The sequence below is a fragment of the Flavobacteriaceae bacterium genome (assembly GCA_003443635.1).
Taxonomy (GTDB): domain Bacteria; phylum Bacteroidota; class Bacteroidia; order Flavobacteriales; family Flavobacteriaceae; genus AU392.
Window position 1 is genome coordinate 1,794,610 of record CP031964.1, and the last position, 17,324, is coordinate 1,811,933.

General features: G+C 29.6%; 20 protein-coding genes. 15 read left to right on the plus strand and 5 right to left on the minus strand.

Going from position 1 to position 17,324, the window contains the following annotated elements; all coding sequences use genetic code 11:
- The first annotated feature begins 96 nt into the window (after positions 1 to 96).
- The gene (locus D1817_08185; GenBank protein AXT19860.1) at positions 97 to 1,731 is read left to right on the plus strand and encodes a hypothetical protein; all 1,635 of its coding nucleotides are present in this window, start codon (positions 97 to 99) and stop codon (positions 1,729 to 1,731) included.
- A 116-nt stretch (positions 1,732 to 1,847) separates the two neighbouring features.
- Entirely contained in the window at positions 1,848 to 2,795 is a 948-nt protein-coding gene (locus tag D1817_08190) for a nitronate monooxygenase (GenBank protein ID AXT19861.1), read from the plus strand.
- Positions 2,796 to 2,812: 17 nt separating this feature from the next.
- On the opposite strand, the gene D1817_08195 is transcribed toward D1817_08190, so the two are convergent.
- Complete coding sequence (locus D1817_08195; GenBank protein ID AXT19862.1) at positions 2,813 to 3,673, minus strand: AraC family transcriptional regulator; 861 nt, start codon at positions 3,671 to 3,673, stop codon at positions 2,813 to 2,815.
- A gap of 170 nt (positions 3,674 to 3,843) precedes the next feature.
- Here D1817_08195 and D1817_08200 point away from each other — a divergent pair, with 170 nt between their 5' ends.
- From D1817_08200 to D1817_08230, 7 genes are all read left to right on the plus strand, one after another.
- Entirely contained in the window at positions 3,844 to 4,449 is a 606-nt protein-coding gene (locus D1817_08200; GenBank protein ID AXT19863.1) for a pyridoxamine 5'-phosphate oxidase family protein, read from the plus strand.
- Positions 4,450 to 4,461: 12 nt separating this feature from the next.
- A complete protein-coding gene (gene modA / locus D1817_08205) occupies positions 4,462 to 5,226 on the plus strand; it encodes a molybdate ABC transporter substrate-binding protein (protein AXT19864.1) in 765 nt (254 codons plus the stop codon).
- Positions 5,227 to 5,239: 13 nt separating this feature from the next.
- Complete coding sequence (modB, locus tag D1817_08210) at positions 5,240 to 5,911, plus strand: molybdate ABC transporter permease subunit (protein ID AXT19865.1); 672 nt, start codon at positions 5,240 to 5,242, stop codon at positions 5,909 to 5,911.
- On the plus strand, positions 5,908 to 6,786 hold the full coding sequence (locus tag D1817_08215; GenBank protein AXT19866.1) for an ATP-binding cassette domain-containing protein: 879 nt from the start codon (positions 5,908 to 5,910) through the stop codon (positions 6,784 to 6,786). Before modB ends, D1817_08215 begins: the two co-directional genes overlap by 4 nt.
- The gene (locus D1817_08220) at positions 6,783 to 7,610 is read left to right on the plus strand and encodes a hypothetical protein (protein ID AXT19867.1); all 828 of its coding nucleotides are present in this window, start codon (positions 6,783 to 6,785) and stop codon (positions 7,608 to 7,610) included. Before D1817_08215 ends, D1817_08220 begins: the two co-directional genes overlap by 4 nt.
- Positions 7,611 to 7,613: 3 nt before the next feature.
- Entirely contained in the window at positions 7,614 to 8,519 is a 906-nt protein-coding gene (rlmF, locus tag D1817_08225; GenBank protein AXT21247.1) for a 23S rRNA (adenine(1618)-N(6))-methyltransferase RlmF, read from the plus strand.
- Between the two features lie 79 nt (positions 8,520 to 8,598).
- Positions 8,599 to 9,222, plus strand: a complete 624-nt coding sequence (locus tag D1817_08230) for a DUF2306 domain-containing protein (GenBank protein AXT19868.1) — start codon at positions 8,599 to 8,601, stop codon at positions 9,220 to 9,222.
- A gap of 55 nt (positions 9,223 to 9,277) precedes the next feature.
- Here D1817_08230 and D1817_08235 read toward each other — a convergent pair whose 3' ends face one another.
- From D1817_08235 to D1817_08245, 3 genes are read right to left on the minus strand one after another with little or no spacing between them, the layout of a single operon-like run.
- Entirely contained in the window at positions 9,278 to 9,832 is a 555-nt protein-coding gene (locus D1817_08235; GenBank protein ID AXT19869.1) for a thioredoxin family protein, read from the minus strand.
- Positions 9,833 to 9,888: 56 nt separating this feature from the next.
- On the minus strand, positions 9,889 to 10,470 hold the full coding sequence (locus D1817_08240; protein AXT19870.1) for an N-acetyltransferase: 582 nt from the start codon (positions 10,468 to 10,470) through the stop codon (positions 9,889 to 9,891).
- A 4-nt stretch (positions 10,471 to 10,474) separates the two neighbouring features.
- Positions 10,475 to 11,122, minus strand: coding sequence for an esterase (locus D1817_08245; protein AXT19871.1), 648 nt, complete (start codon positions 11,120 to 11,122; stop codon positions 10,475 to 10,477).
- Between the two features lie 91 nt (positions 11,123 to 11,213).
- Here D1817_08245 and D1817_08250 point away from each other — a divergent pair, with 91 nt between their 5' ends.
- The 5 genes from D1817_08250 (at position 11,214) to D1817_08270 (ending at position 15,835) form a co-directional block, all read left to right on the plus strand.
- On the plus strand, positions 11,214 to 11,639 hold the full coding sequence (locus tag D1817_08250) for a hotdog fold thioesterase (protein ID AXT19872.1): 426 nt from the start codon (positions 11,214 to 11,216) through the stop codon (positions 11,637 to 11,639).
- Complete coding sequence (locus D1817_08255) at positions 11,640 to 12,755, plus strand: isochorismate synthase (protein AXT19873.1); 1,116 nt, start codon at positions 11,640 to 11,642, stop codon at positions 12,753 to 12,755.
- A gap of 49 nt (positions 12,756 to 12,804) precedes the next feature.
- The gene (locus D1817_08260; protein ID AXT19874.1) at positions 12,805 to 14,472 is read left to right on the plus strand and encodes a 2-succinyl-5-enolpyruvyl-6-hydroxy-3-cyclohexene-1-carboxylic-acid synthase; all 1,668 of its coding nucleotides are present in this window, start codon (positions 12,805 to 12,807) and stop codon (positions 14,470 to 14,472) included.
- Positions 14,473 to 14,559: 87 nt separating this feature from the next.
- A complete protein-coding gene (locus D1817_08265; protein ID AXT19875.1) occupies positions 14,560 to 14,901 on the plus strand; it encodes a DUF2853 family protein in 342 nt (113 codons plus the stop codon).
- Positions 14,902 to 14,995: 94 nt separating this feature from the next.
- Positions 14,996 to 15,835 (plus strand): GntR family transcriptional regulator, encoded by an 840-nt coding sequence (locus D1817_08270; GenBank protein AXT19876.1) that lies wholly within the window; start codon positions 14,996 to 14,998, stop codon positions 15,833 to 15,835.
- Here D1817_08270 and D1817_08275 read toward each other — a convergent pair.
- Positions 15,821 to 16,240 carry a hypothetical protein gene (locus D1817_08275; protein AXT19877.1) on the minus strand — a complete coding sequence of 140 codons (420 nt, stop codon included), beginning with the start codon at positions 16,238 to 16,240 and terminating at the stop codon, positions 15,821 to 15,823. The genes D1817_08270 and D1817_08275 overlap by 15 nt on opposite strands.
- A gap of 207 nt (positions 16,241 to 16,447) precedes the next feature.
- Here D1817_08275 and D1817_08280 point away from each other — a divergent pair, with 207 nt between their 5' ends.
- Positions 16,448 to 17,287 (plus strand): naphthoate synthase, encoded by an 840-nt coding sequence (locus D1817_08280; protein ID AXT19878.1) that lies wholly within the window; start codon positions 16,448 to 16,450, stop codon positions 17,285 to 17,287.
- Positions 17,288 to 17,324: the final 37 nt, after the last annotated feature.

Genomic DNA, 17,324 nt, shown 5'->3' on the forward strand with positions numbered 1-17,324 from the left:
ATAACAAATTTTAATTGTAACCACCAGTTACTTAACTCTGATTTGCAAGTATAAAATCTTCGCGAACAGATAATATATTCTCTAAAAACAAAAACAATGAAAACAATTATTATTATTATAAAATATTTATTATTTATCATATTATTTCTACTTTTTAACGCCTGTATGAATGGTCAAAACACTATAGATCATATTATGGAAGATTATGCAGAAAATGGGAGGAAAGAACTTGGAAGCCCGTTTACAGGAACCGTATTAGTAGCCAAAAATGGCGAAATTCTATTTACAGGAGCATATGGATTAAGAGATAGAGCTAAAAATATTCCTAATAAAATAGATACTAAATTTTCGATAGGGTCTTTAACAAAACAATTCACAGCAATGTTAGTAATGCAAATGGTTGAAGAGGGGATTTTAAAATTAGATGATTCTGTGTCTACACACCTAGATTATCTACCTAAAACATTTGCTGAGAACATAACAATTCATCAATTGTTATCACATACGTCAGGATTACCGCATTATGGAGGTTTAGCTGCTATTGGTGTAAACTCAAGAACGTTTACCTCTACATTTTATACTCCAAAGGAGTTAGCGATATTTATTAGTAAGATAAAATTAATTGATGCACCAGGAAAATCAGCACATTACAGTAGTTTCGGTTATATGTTATTAGGTACTATTTTAGAAGAAGTATCTGGAAAATCTTTTTCAGAATTATTAGAAGAAAAAATAACAAAACCACTTGGGCTTATAAATACAGGGTTTGCATCTAATGAATTTATAAAAAACGAAACAGCAAAAGGTTATATTTTTAATGAAGATAAAACCTATAAGATGCCATTCATTAAATATGGAGGTCATTTTGAAGAAGCACCAGATAGAGATCAATCCAATATTTATGCAGCAGGAGGAATGCATTCAACCGTAAATGATTTATTTATTTGGAGTAAAGCCATTAAAAACAATACATTACTATCAGAGAATGCTACGAAAATAATGTTGCACCCAATTCAACAAGGCTTTGCTTATGGTTGGGTTAGGAATTGGGAAGATATTATTGAAAGAAATACACGTGCGAGGTTATATTCACATACAGGATCAACTTTTGGGCATGCTTCTGTGGTTAGCTTGTTTGATGATGGTACAACTATAATATTTACAAGTAATGTGAATAGAATAAAAGCTCAAAAAATAATCCATAAATTATACCTAACAGCAAATCAACTTGAGGATAAATACCGCCTAGAGGGGTATCCTGATAGAGGGTCTTTATTAGAATTCGAAAGAGAAGGAGGTATTAAAGCCTTAAATGCATATTTTAATAAATTATCTGATTTATGTGGTTATGAGATTAAACCTTCAGATGGATCATTACAGCAAATTATGACGTTGTATTATAAAAATGGAAATAATATAAAAGGTGATAGCATCCGAAAAATTTATATGGAATCATATAACCCATCAAGAAACGATATGAATCAATTAGGATATAGAGTATTAAAATTTAATTGTCAAAAAGCCGCAGAAATTTTTAAAGAAGCAACAGGGAAGTTTCCTAATTCACCGAATTTATGGGATAGCTTAGGAGAAAGTTATTTAGAATGCAAAGCATATAAAAAAGCTATAGAAAGTTTTATTAAGGCTGTTAAATTGGCGAAAAGTACTAAAAACTCTAGGTTAAAATCTTTTGAAGAACACCTTGAAAAGGCACAACTTTTAACAAATTAAATTCTAATTAGAAATCATCTCAATATTTAAAATATAACTATCATCGTTTTAAAGATTAATCTTTTGCTATGCATGCATAATAGTTTTTCTGTTATATTTGTATCAGATTTCATTCTATGCAAACACAACTCACAAAACTCCTTAAGGTTAAACACCCTATTATTCAAGCACCAATGTTTTTAGTATCTAATACTATAATGGTTATTGAAGCTATGAAATGTGGTATTGCTGGATGCATCCCAGCTTTAAATTATAGAACTTTAGATGAATTACGAGAAGCCATTCGAGAATTAAAAAATGCAAAAATAGAAGAAGGAGCATTTGGGTTTAACTTAATAGTGAACAAATCAAACTTAAAGTATAAAGGGCAATTAAAAGTTCTTTGTGATGAAGGAGTGGATTTTATCATCACCTCTTTAGGGAGTCCTGAAGAAACTATTAATCAAGCGCATAAAACAGGTATAAAAGTATTTTGTGACGTTGTAGATTTACGATTTGCTAAAAAGGTAGAAGAGTTAGGAGCTGATGCTGTTATTGCTGTGAATAACGAAGCAGGAGGGCATCGAGGCGATTTAACTCCAGAGGTGTTAATAAAAGAACTTGTTGCTAATTGTAATATTCCTGTAATTTCTGCTGGCGGTGTAGGTTGTAAAACAGATATTGATAATATGCTTAGTTATGGGGCAGCAGGAGTATCTGTAGGAAGTCCGTTTATTGCTTCGATTGAGGCAACTGTAACACAAGAATATAAGCAAGCTTGTGTAGATTATGGCGCTAAAGATATTGTAATGACAGAACGTATCTCAGGAACCCCTTGCACTGTGATTAATACGCCTTATGTACAGAAAATTGGCACTAAACAAACATGGCTCGAATCTATTTTAAATAAAAATAGGAAACTCAAAAAATGGGTGAAAATGATTCGATTCTCTATAGGAATGAAGGCTACAGAAAAAGCTGCAAAAAAAGCAACTTATAAAACAGTATGGGTAGCTGGGCCAAGTATAGAACATACCAAAGCCATTTTACCTGTAAAGCATATAATTGCTAAATTAATATCTTAAAATTATAAAATAGTAAATTAAATAATTGGTATATAAATTTCAGTTTTTAGTTTGCTTTCTTCAGTTTTGTTTGGGTTGTTCAAGTATTTCTCTCTTACAGGTTCATCTCTAAGTTGATAATTATTTTCCATTAACCAGGTATTAAAAATAAAATTATAGACCTGAGGAAAATTAGCATATGATCCCTGATAGTGAAACACAGCGAAAGCTCCTCCTGTAAGTGTTTTTACTCCAGTTTCTCCAGATGGTTTTGCAGTTTTATGTATAATTAAACAAGCTTCGTAGCGTATTTTTTCATCATCTGTAACATTTGGGTCGTCAAAAGGTAATCCGATATGCTCTATTCCAGCAGTAAATAATTTTTGTGTTTTAACTTCATTCCAAAGTTTAGCCCATGCATTTGCATAATCTAAAGTTTGATATGCTCCTTGCATACTATAAAATAAACAATACTTATTATCTATAGTTAAGATTTTTGGTTTTTTGATATTTAATGAAACTTCCATAATGTTTGTTGTTTTGATTGTATGATGTCTATGTTTTCTATAATATATTGGTGGTATATTAAAATGATTTTTAAATGCTTTAGATAAAGAAGAAGGAGCATCATAACCTACACTATATGCAATATCCTCAATAGGTAATTTTGAATACCTAATCATTTTGGCAGCTGTTTCTATTCGTATTCTTGAAATATATACTCCAATTGGTTCTCCTAGAAGGGCTCTGCTAATTCTATGAAAATGATAAGGCGAAAAATGAGAGATCTCGGCTAAAGTTGAAATACTAATTTTTTTATCCAGATTATTGTGAATATATTCTGTAATGCGATTTAATTTTTGCTTATAAAATACTTTATTATTTTCTCTTTGTAACATGCTTTTAGCTTGATAAATACAAATATAAAATGAAATAAAAAGATTAACTTTTCCAATCTTGCGAAATGAAATGATATTATTTTATAATTAATAAGCAATTTCTAAAAATTAAAATCTAATTTCGTAAATCAATGCTAGTATTTATATAAAACTCCTTAGTTCTTATTAAAATGATAATAAAGCATATTTCACAATTAGACTCTTTATACGATTCTCCTAGTTTTAGAGCAAAAAACAAGCTTCAATCTAAATTAGATAAACATAGTATTCATTTTATAAAATCATCTCCTTTTATAATAATATCTACTGCAAGTAAAGATTATAAAATGGATGCATCTCCAAGAGGAGGAAAATCTGGTTTTGTAAAAATCATCGATTCTGAAACACTTGTTATTCCTGATGCAAAAGGAAATAACAGAATAGATAGTTTAAAGAACATTCTTGAAACAAATGTCATTGGAACTATATTTTTGATTCCAGGAGTTGATGAAACTTTAAGAATTAACGGAGAAGCACAAATTACTACAAATTCAGAATATCTGAACTTATTTAAAGAAGAACAGCATATTCCTAAAATATGTATCGTAATAAAAGTTAAAGAAGTGTTTTTACATTGTGCAAAAGCATTGATGCGATCGAAGTTATGGGATGAAGACTCTAAAATTGAAAGGACAAAGTTTCCAACAATGGGAGAAATGTTAAAAGATCAATTAGGGATTTCTGAACCAGCAGAAACTCATGATGCTATGGTAAAGCGATACGAGAAAGATTTATAGTTTTTTAAGATAATGAAATATATTAAAAGTTACTTTTTGCTTTTTTTGCTTGTATTATTTTCTGTTGCGTGTAATGATCAAAATAATCAGAAAATTACAATTGCTACATCTGCAAATATGCAGTTTGCAATGAAAGCATTAACAACTGATTTTACTACTAAAAGCGGAATAGAATGCGAATTAGTAATTAGCTCTTCGGGAAAGTTGACAGCTCAAATAAAAGAAGGAGCTCCTTATGATATTTTTGTAGCAGCAGATATGAAATATCCTAATGAAATTTTTAATAGCGGATTATCAACATTTCCACCAAAAATATACGCTCACGGAAAGTTAGTGTTATGGTCTGTAGTTGAAAACATAACTCCATCATTAAAAGCATTACAAGAAACATCTATTAAGCATATTGCTTTAGCAAACCCTAAAACTGCACCTTACGGAATAGCTGCAGTTGAGGTTCTGGAAAAATATCACCTGTTAGATTCTTTAAAAGAGAAATTAGTTTATGGAGAAAGTATTTCACAAACTAATCAATTTATTATTTCTAAATCAGCTGAAGCTGGTTTTACCGCTATGTCGGTAGTATTATCAGATGGATTAAAAAATAAAGGAAATTGGGTAGCTTTAGATGGAGATTTATATACGCCATTATCCCAAGGTGTTGTATTAATTAAGAATAAGATTGAGAATAATGTATATGCACAGCAGTTTTATGATTTTTTATTTTCTGATGAAGCAAAAGAAATCCTAAAAAAATTCGGATATTCGGTAGATAAATAATTTAGTTAATATAATGGATTGGGGGCCACTCATACTTACTTTTAAATTGGCAGCAGTTACAACAGTAATTTTACTGTTAATATCTATTCCGTTAGCGTATTGGCTGTCTAATTCAAAATCAAAGTTTAAACCTGTTATTGAAACTTTGGTAAGTATGCCTTTGGTACTACCACCAACAGTATTAGGCTTTTATTTTTTAATTGCATTTAGCCCTAGAAATGCTTTTGGTAGCTGGTTAAACGATTGGTTAGGAATTAAATTAGTCTTCTCATTTGGAGGGCTAGTTATTGCATCAATACTTTATAGTTTACCTTTTATGGTTCATCCTATACAATCTGGGTTTTCCAGCTTACCAAAATCTTTAAAAGAGGCAGCTTATGTATTAGGGAAATCAAAGTTAGCAACTTTAAAAAAAATACTGTTACCAAATATAAAACCATCAATTCTCACAGGGATTGTATTAGCATTTGCACATACGGTTGGAGAGTTTGGTGTGGTATTAATGATTGGAGGAAACATTCCGGGGAAAACAAAAGTAGCTTCTATAGCAATTTATGACGAGGTTGAAGCTCTAAATTATACAGCAGCTAATAATTACTCATTAATATTATTTAGTATTACGTTTATAATTTTATTACTCGTGTATTTAATAAACGGAGGATATTTAAAACGTTTTTGGAAATGATTTGCTTTAATCTACACAAAACACTTAAAGGAATTTCTGGAGATATGAATCTTGAGTTAGAACTGGACATTCCTAAAGGTGATTTAGTTACTCTATACGGAGACTCTGGAGCAGGAAAGACATCAACATTGCGAATGCTTTCAGGACTATTAAGGCCAGATTTTGGAAAGATATCTGTGAATGATGATGTATGGTTTGATATTAATCAGAACATTAATTTGAGTCCTCAACAACGAAATATAGGATATGTATTTCAAGATTATGCATTATTCCCTAATATGACCATCCGTGAAAACTTAGAATTTGCTCTAACAAAAAATCAAAATAATGGTATCGTTTCAGGCTTAATAGATATTGTAGAGCTTGGAGAGTTACAACATCGAAAACCAAATACGTTGTCAGGAGGTCAACAACAACGTGTTGCATTAGCAAGAGCTTTAGTGCAACAACCTCAATTATTATTACTGGACGAACCGTTGGCAGCTCTAGATAATACGATTCGATTAAAACTTCAAGATTATATTTTAAAGGTACATCGAGAATATAAATTAACTACAATCTTAATTAGCCATGATATAGGGGAGATTATAAAACTATCTGATAAAGTATATGTTTTAAAAGAAGGGCAGATTATTAAGCAAGGTACACCTACTGAGGTTTTTATTAATAAAAAAATCAATGATGATTTAAAAGTTACAGGAATTGTACTTGCAATAGAGAAGCAAAATGAGAATTACGAAATTACCCTATCTGTACATTCGCAAATAATAAAAATAAAAACTACGACTTCAGAAATAAAAGATATTAAAATAGGTGATTTTATGGTTATGACTTCTGAAATATTAAACCCTAAATTGTATAAAATAAATTCATGAAAAAAACAATTTTATTATTTTTAATGAATAGCTGTTTTTTGTTTTTGACAAGTCAAAATAGGAATGAATCAAGGTTAGAAAACCCACCAGGAACAATATATTTGAATGATAGTTTATATATTGATAATACTCCTGTTACTAACTTAATGTATTTAGAATTTTTAAATAATATAAAATCATTTTGGTTACCTGAAAAAAGTGACTCAATAAGAAGATCTAAACATAGAGATATAGATAAGAAACCAATATTGAGATTGACCAATTCTATAGGTTCTTCACGAAGAGAAAACTTAACTGATATGAATTTTAATGAACTATTTTTAGGAGTAAGAAATAGTCATGTAGATTTTTTCTTGAAAATGCTTATTAACTCTAACTCTATTATAGAAAAAAATGTTACTAGTAAAGATTATTTAGTACACCCTAAGTATCGTAAATTTCCAGTTTTAAGATTAAATAAACTTCAAGCTGAAATGTATTGTAAATGGCGAACAGATTTAGTTATGCTGCTTTACTCAACTAAACATAAAACAAAAGAGGAAAGAAATAAGTATTATAGTAAAGTAAACTATAGATTAGCAAGTTATGCTGAGTTTAAATATGCTGAGTCTATTTTTAACGGCAAAAAAGCATCAATAAAAACAAAAGAAAAATCACCTTTAAAATTAACTCCTAGAAACAGTTCTAAAAAACTCATTTTTAATCACATATCAGAAATGACATTAGATGATCAGTTATATGGCAATAATTGGAGTGGAATTTATGATCATACGCCCCCAAATAATTATACTGGTTTTAGATGTATATGTGAAGTTGAAAAATAAATGATGAATCCTCAAAAGAAGTCACACTCAAAAGAAAAAACAGAATTACATCAGCGTAATAAACATCGTAAACGCTATAATTTTAAAAAATTAATTGAGAGTTGCTCAGAACTAAAATCGTTTGTGAAGATTAATAATTATGGAGATGAATCAATAGATTTTTTCAATCCTGAAGCTGTAAAAATGTTAAATGAAGCTTTATTAAAACATTATTACAATATTCGCTATTGGGATATCCCTAAAAACTACTTATGCCCACCGATTCCTAGTAGAGCAGATTATATACATTATATAGCAGACGTATTTCAGCAAAAAAATAATGTAAGAGTTTTAGATATAGGAGTTGGGGCAAATTGTATTTACCCAATTATTGGAGTAAATGAATACGGATGGAGTTTTATAGGTTCAGATATAGATGTAATGGCTATTTCATCTGCACAAGATATTATTGATAAAAACGAATCTTTAAAGCATAAAGTTGAATTACGAGTGCAGAAAAACCCACAAGATATTTTTAAAGGGATTATAAAAGAGAATGAAATATTTGATATAACAATTTGCAACCCTCCCTTTCATTCGTCTTTACAAGAAGCACAATCAGGTACACTACGAAAACTTAAGAATCTTAAAAATAAAAGTAAAGTAAAACCTATTTTAAATTTTGGAGGACAAAGTAATGAGCTTTGGTGTGATGGAGGGGAAGCAAAGTTTGTGAAAAATATGATATATGATAGTCGACGTTTTTCTAGATCGAGTAAATGGTTTTCGACTTTAATATCTAAAGAATCAAATTTAAAACTCATACATAAGCTATTAAAAAAAGTTGAGGTTAAAGAGATGAAAACTATCCCAATGTGTCAAGGAAATAAAACAAGCCGTATTGTTATTTGGACATTTATGAGTTTATAACCAAGCTATAATCTATATAAAATCATATATTAGCAAGGCTAGCTTTAATAGTTGCAATAACCAGCAAAATCATTATAAGATGAAAAAAACACTATTAAGCCCCTTAACATTAAAATCCGGATTAACCTTATTAGTATTAGCATTTATTTTCATGTTTTCATTAACCTATATTATTGAAGATTTACGATTTTATACTTTAAAGGAAAATGTTTTAGGACGTTTTTTTGCCATTAAATGGTGGCTTATAGGCCATCTTTCAGGAGGAATACTAGCTTTACTTATTGGTCCATTTCAATTCTGGGCGAACTTTAGAAATAAATATTTAAAACTCCATCGAAACCTAGGTAAAGTATATTTAATTTCAATTTTAATTGCTTCATTATGCTCTACCTATATGGCTTGGAATACAGCTATAATGGTACATTGGACATGGGCATTTAGCTTACAAGGCTTAGCTTTTGTTTGGTTAATAAGCTCATTTATGGCATATAGGTCTATACGCCGTAAACAAATTGAAAACCATAAAGAATGGATGATTAGAAGCTATGTTGTTACTACAGGATTTGTATCTTTTAGATGGATTATGGCACTTCCGTTTATACAAAATTTAGGAAGTTTTCCTGAAGTAGCACCAACAGTTGTTTGGTCAATTTTAGCATTATCATTATTCATTACTGAGGTTATTTTAAGATGGAATAAATAATAATCTTATGTTATTCTTTTAAAAGTTTAAATATTAACGATAAACTTTAAGGAGATTACTTCCATTTAATCCCGCAACCCATACTAGGTTTTTGAACTGATAAAGGAAGCTCATTGTTAAGTAAATTATTTAATGCTTGACGAATATCTGTTCCTGTAACTGGAACTCCATTATTTGGCCGAGAATCATCTAATTGCCCATGATAAACTGTTTTTAGGTTATTGTCAAAAACATAAAAATCTGGAGTGCATGCAGCATCATATGCTTTAGCAATAGTTTGATCTTTATCATACAAATACGGAAAAGGGTATTGTAGTTTTATAGCCATTTCTTTCATTAGCTTAGGTCTATCTTGTGGGTAATTTTCAATATCATTACTACTAATAGCGATAAAAGCAATACCTTTATTAATATAATCGTTTGCAAGTTTTACTAACTCGTCATTAACATGTAAGACAAAAGGGCAATGATTGCATATAAACATTACTACAGTACCATTTTTCCCTTTAATAGTATTTAATTCTACTTGTTTATCATTTACAGTGTTGGTTAAACTAAAATTTGGAGCTTTAGTCCCAATTTCAAACGGATTTGATGCTGTTAATGCCATGATTTGATTTTATATAATTATAAAAACAAATATAGTTGATAGATAATATTTTTAATCTAATGATCTTCAATTTTTTTGAGAAGCATATTTTTAATCTCTGCCCACTCTTCTTTTAAAATACCATAACAACAAGTGCTACGTTTAAACCCGTCTGGCATTAATGTATCTTTTCGTAAAATACCTTCAAGTGTAGCTCCAATTTTCTCAGCTGCTTTACGTGACTTCATATTACGTTCATCTATCCTAAATTCTACTTTATCAAATTCTAAACCCTCGAAAGCATATTGTAACATTAAAAATTTCATATTGATATTTAAACCAGAGCCTTGAAAATTATGTCCAATCCAAGTCCAGCCAATATGTAAAACTTTATTTTTCCAGTTTATGAGCCCAAATCGTGTTGAGCCTGCATAAGCTTTCTGTTGTTTATCATAAATAATAAAGGGTAATGTAGTTTTATGATAATAACCATCTACAGCAACTCTTACATAATCCTTTAAATCTTCTGGAGTTGTTATTGTAGAAGGAGAATAATAAATAAGGTTCTTTTCTTGAGAAACGCCTAATAAGTATTCATAATTACTTAAATCTAAAAGAGATAATTTAACACGGTTATTTTCTAAGATTGGAGCTTTCATAAATTTATACCAAACTGTTAATAATCTCTGTTTTTACTTCATGAACACCTTCAAAAGGTATAATATTTAGATTATCTCCAAATAATTCTTTTGCACGAGCAGTTTCATCGATAATACGATCTTTGGTTAAATACTCATCTTTATCGCCATATACTAAAGATATTTTGGTATTAGTGGTATTTAAAAATTTAAAATCTGAAGCATTTAATTCTTTAGGGATACCACCTGAGCACATTACTAATTGTGAGCATTGTAATTTTCGTTTTGCTACATAACGCATTGAAACCGAAACACCTTGAGAATATCCCAGAACAATAATATTTTTGGTGTCAGTATTTAATTCTTCAGATTCAAAAATTGCATCATAATATTGCATTATATTTTCAGTTTCAACAAGTGTATTTTCTTTAGTTAACCAGCTTGCTCCTATATGTTTAAATTTAGAAGTTATATAATATTTACTTGCAGCTTGCGGTGCTACGATATAGTTCTCTTCAGGATTTAATTCTTTAAAATACTTTAAAAAATAACGACTTAAATACCCCATTCCGTGGCAAACAAACCAAATATTTTTTGTCTCATTAGTAAGCGTATTTAATGTAGAATATGTATTTGTAGTTTGATATGAGATTTCTTTTTCTATAGAATTCATTTTAACTCTTGTTTTGTACTTTTACGGTTCTAAAAAACACAAAAATACGTATCGTAATTGGTAAGTATTAAATATAAAATAAGTTATTTTAATGAAATTATCTAAAGAGCAAACACTTATCCAAGCAAACGCAGTTTGTGAAAACACATTAATGGAAACTCTAAATATTGAATTTGTTGACTTTGGAGACGATTTTGTTGTAGCAAGAATGCCAGTAAATTCTAGAGTACATCAACCAGATGGTGTTTTACATGGCGGGGCTACTGTTGCATTGGCAGAAACTACAGGGAGTTTTGCAGCGCATATGTTTTTGAATCAAGAAAAAACATTTGTTCGAGGTATAGAAATTTCTGCAAACCATATTAAGAGCGTAAAAAGTGGTTTTGTATATGCTAAAGCTACCTTTATACATAAAGGACGAACTACACAATTGTTTGACATTAGAATTACGGATGATAACAATCGCTTAGTATCACTGTGCAAATTAACAACAGTCTCGCTTCCTAATAAAAAATAAATGCATTTGAGTAACTTTTTTGAGGAAATATCTAATCAGCTTAATACTGGATTACCTTTTGTTGCTTATAGAAAACCTAAAACGTTATCTATAAAGGCAGTTCTTCAAGAAAATGATAATATATTTTATGTAGAAGATTATACAGAAAAAGGTTTTGTATTTGCTCCTTTTGATAATAAAGAAGATTCGATTTTAATTCCATTAAATCATTCAAAAATTATAAAAACAGAGCATATTTTTTCAAACGCAATTGAGAAGGTTCAAGATGAATATTTGGATGATGAGTTAGCAAAAAAACAGCATATCAATATTATTAAAAAAGCAATGTGTGAGATTGAAACAAATTTGCTTTTAAAAGTTGTTATTTCTAGAAAAGAAAAAATTGCAATAAAGAACTCTAATCCTATTGAGATATTTAAACGATTGCTTAATAAATATAAAGATGCTCTTGTTTATTGTTGGTATCATCCTAAAGTTGGATTATGGTTAGGAGCTACCCCTGAGACATTATTAAAATTAGAAGGAAATCGTTTTTCTACAATGGCATTAGCAGGCACTCAAATTTTTAAAGATGATTCTGAGGTGAAATGGGGTGATAAAGAAATTGAAGAACAACAATTTGTAACTGATTTTATTACAAGAAGGTTAAACTCTTTAACGAATACATTAACGATGTCCAGAGTCAAAACTGTAAAAGCAGGTAGTTTATTACATTTAAGAACTGATATATCTGGATTGTTCAAAAAAGAATCAGGGTTAGAACATTTGATATCTGTATTACATCCAACTCCAGCGGTATGTGGATTGCCAATGAAAATAGCAAAAAGCTTTGTGCTTCAAAATGAAAACTATAAACGCGAATTTTATACAGGATTTTTAGGAGAACTTAATTTAGAAACTGAATTAACTTCACGCTCAAGTAAGCGTAATATCGAAAATCGTGCTTATACTATTAAAAAAAATCAAACAGAACTATTTGTGAATTTACGCTGTATGCAACTTCAAGATAAAAATGCAATTCTTTATATCGGCGGAGGGATTACAAAAGCTTCAATTCCAGAAAAAGAGTGGGAAGAAACTGTTTCAAAATCTTTAATAATGAAAACTGTTTTATAATTCTATATATTATAGCGATTCCTTACTTTTACGCTTAGATTACAAATTAATGAAACTACCAAAAATCCCGCTTGCGCAGATGGTGATTCAACTTTGCGAAAGTAAAGATGTTCAACATATTGTAATATCTCCAGGGAGTCGAAATGCTCCTTTAACTATTGGATTTACAAACCACCCTTATTTTAAGAGCTATAGTATAGTAGATGAGCGTTGTGCAGCATTTTTTGCTTTAGGAATTGCACAGCAAACAAAAAAACCAGTAGCATTAGTATGTACATCTGGTAGTGCATTACTTAATTATTACCCGGCAATAACAGAAGCGTATTATAGTGATATCCCTTTAGTAGTGATTTCTGCAGATCGCCCACAACATTTAATTGGAATTGGAGATGGACAAACTATAAATCAAGAAAATGTTTTTAAAAATCATATTTTATATATGGCGAATTTAAAATACAATGAAGATGATTTTTTAGTTAAAAACAATAATGAAATTGAAATTAATTCAGCTTTAAACTTTGCAATTATAAATAATGGTCCAGTACATATTAATGTACCCCTTAACGAGCCTTTATATGATATGATTAATGAGTTTTCAACAGAAACAAAATCAATTCCCATTCCTGAAAAAATAAATGAAAAAGAAGACTTGTCCGAGTATCGTAATATTTGGAATTCTTCAGATCGAAAATTGATTTTAGTAGGTGTTAATACTCCAAATATATTAGCTCAAGAATATATAGAAAAACTTGCAAACGATGATAGTATTTTAGTATTTACAGAAACAACATCTAATCTACATCACAATTCGTTTTTCTCAAGTATAGATAAAATAATTGCACCGTTATCAGAAGAAGAATTTTTGAAACTTCAGCCAGATATTCTTCTAACTTTTGGAGGGTTAATAGTTTCTAAAAAAATCAAGGCATTTTTAAGAACGTATCAACCTAAACACCATTGGCATATAGATGAAAAAAGAGCAAACAATACGTTTTTTTGTTTAGAGAAACATTTTAAAATGACTGTAAACACTTTTTTTAAAGAGTTACAGATTAAAAATGAAATGATAAGTGATTACAAACCTTTTTGGAATAAAATAAAAACAATTAGAAACGAAAAACATAAAACTTACTTAAATGAAATCCCATTTTGTGACCTTAAAGCCTTTGACTTACTTTTAGATAGCTTACCAAGTTATAGTAATTTACAATTAAGTAACAGTTCCACAATTAGGTATATGCAATTATTTGACGTAAATAAAACGTTAAGTGTATATTGTAATAGAGGAACAAGTGGTATAGATGGTAGTACATCGACTGCAATTGGAGCAGCTATAATGTCTAAAAATCAAACAATATTAATAACAGGAGATTTGAGTTTTTTTTATGATAGTAATGCACTTTGGAATAATCATATTCCAAAAAATTTCAGAATCATTTTAATGAATAATAGTGGAGGAGGTATTTTTAGAATTTTACCTGGACATAAAAACACAGAAAATTTTGACACCTATTTTGAAACAACACATAAATTAACTGCAAAGCAGCTATGTGAAATGTATAATTTTGGATATAAAACAGCATTTAATGAAAAAGATTTAAAAAATGTATTAGTTGACTTTTATTCTGAGAGCGATCAGCCCAAGTTATTAGAGGTTTTCACGCCAAGAACTATAAACGATGATATATTATTAAAATATTTCTCAATTTTAAAATGATTAAATTTTTTAAAAAAGACAGGTCAGAAAAATGACTCAAAAAAAACGTATATTTAAGCATTAGAAATTCTTTAAAACATTAGTATTATGAGTAAACGTGACGACCTTATTGTTAAATACGCGTCAGATTTAAAAGATAAATTTGGTATAGATCCAGATATGGACTTATTAACTAAAGTAACTATTGGTTGTGGTCCATCTATTTATAATAGAGATTCGGCTTCTGTTTCAAGTTCTGATGAGAAAGAACTTGCTACAGTAAAAAACAATTTCTTAATTAAAAAATTAGGTTTAGAAGATAGTGCTGATTTAGATAAAGGAATTGACTCTATAATGAATACTTATGGACGCTCTAATCGTAATAAATATAGAGTAGTAGTATATTATTTATTAACAAAGCATTTTAAAAAAGAATCTGTTTATAAGTAACAGTTTTACATTAACAATTATATTTTAAAGCGTTATACAAATTGTGTAATGCTTTTTTGCTTTTATACGCTAATAATATAATTACATTTGCAGAATGATATATATAGGTGAATATAATACTCTAGAAATCTTAAGAGATACAGAACCAGGTTTATTTCTTGGAGATAATGATAATAATGAAGTACTTTTACCAAATAGATACGTGCCAAAAGAATTTGAAATTGGTGACTCCATTGAAGTCTTTGTATATTTAGATAATGAGGAGCGACTAGTAGCAGTTACAGATAAACCTTATATTAAAAATGGAGATTTTGCATTATTGCGCTGCAATCAAGTATCCAGTATTGGCGCTTTTTTAGATTGGGGCTTAGTAAAAGAATTGTTTTGCCCATTTAAAGAACAAGCTTTTAAAATGAAAGCTGGAGGTTGGTATTTAGTACATTGTTATTTAGATGAAGAGAGTAATAGACTAGTAGCGTCAAGTAAAACCAATCATTTTTTAAGCAATAAAGAATTAACTGTAAACCAATTTGATGAAGTTGATTTAATCGTTTCTCATCCTTCAGATATTGGTATGAATGTGATTGTTAATAAACAGCATTTAGGTCTTATTTTTAATGAAGATATATTTAAAGATATTAGTGTTGGAGATAAATTAAAAGGGATTATAAAAAAAATTAGACCAGACAATAAATTAGATATCTCTTTAGGGCAAATTGGTTATAGAAATATAGAACCTAATGCAGGATTTATTATGAATGAATTAGAGGATAATAGTGGGTTTTTAAAATTAACAGATAAATCATCACCCGAAGAGATAAAAGAAGTATTACAAATGAGTAAAAAGAGTTTTAAAAAAGCTCTAGGATCACTCTATAAGCAGAGACTTGTTGTTATTAAAGAGGACGGTATTTATCTCTCAACTAAAATGTAATGATGGAGAAACCCAACGTATAGCTTCAGATAAATCAGTAAAACAACTACTGTTTTTAGATCCCCATAAATAAGTTTCTAGAGTAGCATTAATATATGATCTATTATTATAAGTTACTATAGCGTATGCGTTCATATTCAGGTTAGACTTAAAAAATTTCAGCCAATCGGCCGGCTTTACTGCATAAGAATTTATTCTATTTGAAATATAGCTTATTGAAGATAAACTATCCTTACCATAAAATTCAATAGCAGATTTAATCATATTTTGTGCTGTTTCCCAATTATAAATAATATCTTGATTAATTTCACTCACTATAAAAGTGTCAAAAAAATAGTAAGTGCCTTCATCAAATATATATACATCTTTTATTAAATGATGTATATCACTATCTTCAATACGCATATGAGTTTTGGTCTTTAAGCAAAACTAATTTTTTAAAGGAAAAATCTAAATAATTAAACCTAAAAGTGCGAGACTTTTCGATTAGTAGTGAACTTTTAACGCTAAATTGTATGTGTTATTCATCTTGCTATAGCAAGATAAAAAGAAATTTAGCGTTCCATGTTTTCATTTAAATACCTATTTTTACCGATGTAAACAATGAGTTAAATGGAGAAAATTGATTGGATTAAAACCAAAGAATACGAAGACATTACTTATAAAAAATATAATGGTGTTGCTAGGATAGCATTTAATAGACCTGATGTACGTAACGCATTTCGCCCAAAAACAACAAGCGAATTATACGACGCATTTTATGACGCTAATGAAGATGTAAACATTGGTGTTGTATTGTTAAGCGCAGAAGGGCCATCGACTAAAGATGGTGTATACTCATTTTGTAGTGGAGGTGACCAAAAAGCTCGAGGCCATCAAGGTTATGTAGGAGAGGATGGTTATCATCGTTTAAATATTTTGGAAGTACAACGATTAATTCGTTTTATGCCTAAAGCAGTAATTGCTGTTGTACCAGGTTGGGCAGTAGGAGGTGGACATAGCTTGCATGTGGTTTGTGATTTAACTTTAGCAAGTAAAGAGCATGCTATCTTTAAACAGACAGACGCAGATGTAACCAGCTTTGATGGAGGGTATGGATCTGCTTATCTTGCAAAAATGGTTGGTCAAAAAAAGGCACGTGAAATATTCTTTTTAGGGAGAAACTATAATGCTCAAGAAGCCTATGAAATGGGAATGGTAAATGCAGTAATCCCTCATGACGAATTAGAAACTACTGCTTACGAATGGGCTCAAGAAATTTTAGAGAAATCTCCAACTTCAATTAAAATGCTAAAATTTGCAATGAATTTAACGGATGATGGAATGGTAGGGCAACAAGTGTTTGCTGGAGAAGCAACGCGTTTAGCTTACATGACAGATGAAGCTATAGAAGGTAGAAATGCATTTTTAGAAAAACGTAAGCCTAATTTTGATAAAAAATGGATTCCTTGATTCATAATATCATTTTGTTTTTAAAAATTAATTTAAC

Bases quoted from the DNA above. Each gene is read 5' to 3' on its own strand.
- D1817_08185 (AXT19860.1), top strand. From the start codon at position 97: ATGAAAACAATTATTATTATTATAAAATATTTATTATTTATCATATTA.
- D1817_08190 (AXT19861.1), top strand. From the start codon at position 1,848: ATGCAAACACAACTCACAAAACTCCTTAAGGTTAAACACCCTATTATT.
- D1817_08195 (AXT19862.1), bottom strand. From the start codon at position 3,673: ATGTTACAAAGAGAAAATAATAAAGTATTTTATAAGCAAAAATTAAAT.
- D1817_08200 (AXT19863.1), top strand. From the start codon at position 3,844: ATGATAATAAAGCATATTTCACAATTAGACTCTTTATACGATTCTCCT.
- modA (AXT19864.1), top strand. From the start codon at position 4,462: ATGAAATATATTAAAAGTTACTTTTTGCTTTTTTTGCTTGTATTATTT.
- modB (AXT19865.1), top strand. From the start codon at position 5,240: ATGGATTGGGGGCCACTCATACTTACTTTTAAATTGGCAGCAGTTACA.
- D1817_08215 (AXT19866.1), top strand. From the start codon at position 5,908: ATGATTTGCTTTAATCTACACAAAACACTTAAAGGAATTTCTGGAGAT.
- D1817_08220 (AXT19867.1), top strand. From the start codon at position 6,783: ATGAAAAAAACAATTTTATTATTTTTAATGAATAGCTGTTTTTTGTTT.
- rlmF (AXT21247.1), top strand. From the start codon at position 7,614: ATGAATCCTCAAAAGAAGTCACACTCAAAAGAAAAAACAGAATTACAT.
- D1817_08230 (AXT19868.1), top strand. From the start codon at position 8,599: ATGAAAAAAACACTATTAAGCCCCTTAACATTAAAATCCGGATTAACC.
- D1817_08235 (AXT19869.1), bottom strand. From the start codon at position 9,832: ATGGCATTAACAGCATCAAATCCGTTTGAAATTGGGACTAAAGCTCCA.
- D1817_08240 (AXT19870.1), bottom strand. From the start codon at position 10,470: ATGAAAGCTCCAATCTTAGAAAATAACCGTGTTAAATTATCTCTTTTA.
- D1817_08245 (AXT19871.1), bottom strand. From the start codon at position 11,122: ATGAATTCTATAGAAAAAGAAATCTCATATCAAACTACAAATACATAT.
- D1817_08250 (AXT19872.1), top strand. From the start codon at position 11,214: ATGAAATTATCTAAAGAGCAAACACTTATCCAAGCAAACGCAGTTTGT.
- D1817_08255 (AXT19873.1), top strand. From the start codon at position 11,640: ATGCATTTGAGTAACTTTTTTGAGGAAATATCTAATCAGCTTAATACT.
- D1817_08260 (AXT19874.1), top strand. From the start codon at position 12,805: ATGAAACTACCAAAAATCCCGCTTGCGCAGATGGTGATTCAACTTTGC.
- D1817_08265 (AXT19875.1), top strand. From the start codon at position 14,560: ATGAGTAAACGTGACGACCTTATTGTTAAATACGCGTCAGATTTAAAA.
- D1817_08270 (AXT19876.1), top strand. From the start codon at position 14,996: ATGATATATATAGGTGAATATAATACTCTAGAAATCTTAAGAGATACA.
- D1817_08275 (AXT19877.1), bottom strand. From the start codon at position 16,240: ATGCGTATTGAAGATAGTGATATACATCATTTAATAAAAGATGTATAT.
- D1817_08280 (AXT19878.1), top strand. From the start codon at position 16,448: ATGGAGAAAATTGATTGGATTAAAACCAAAGAATACGAAGACATTACT.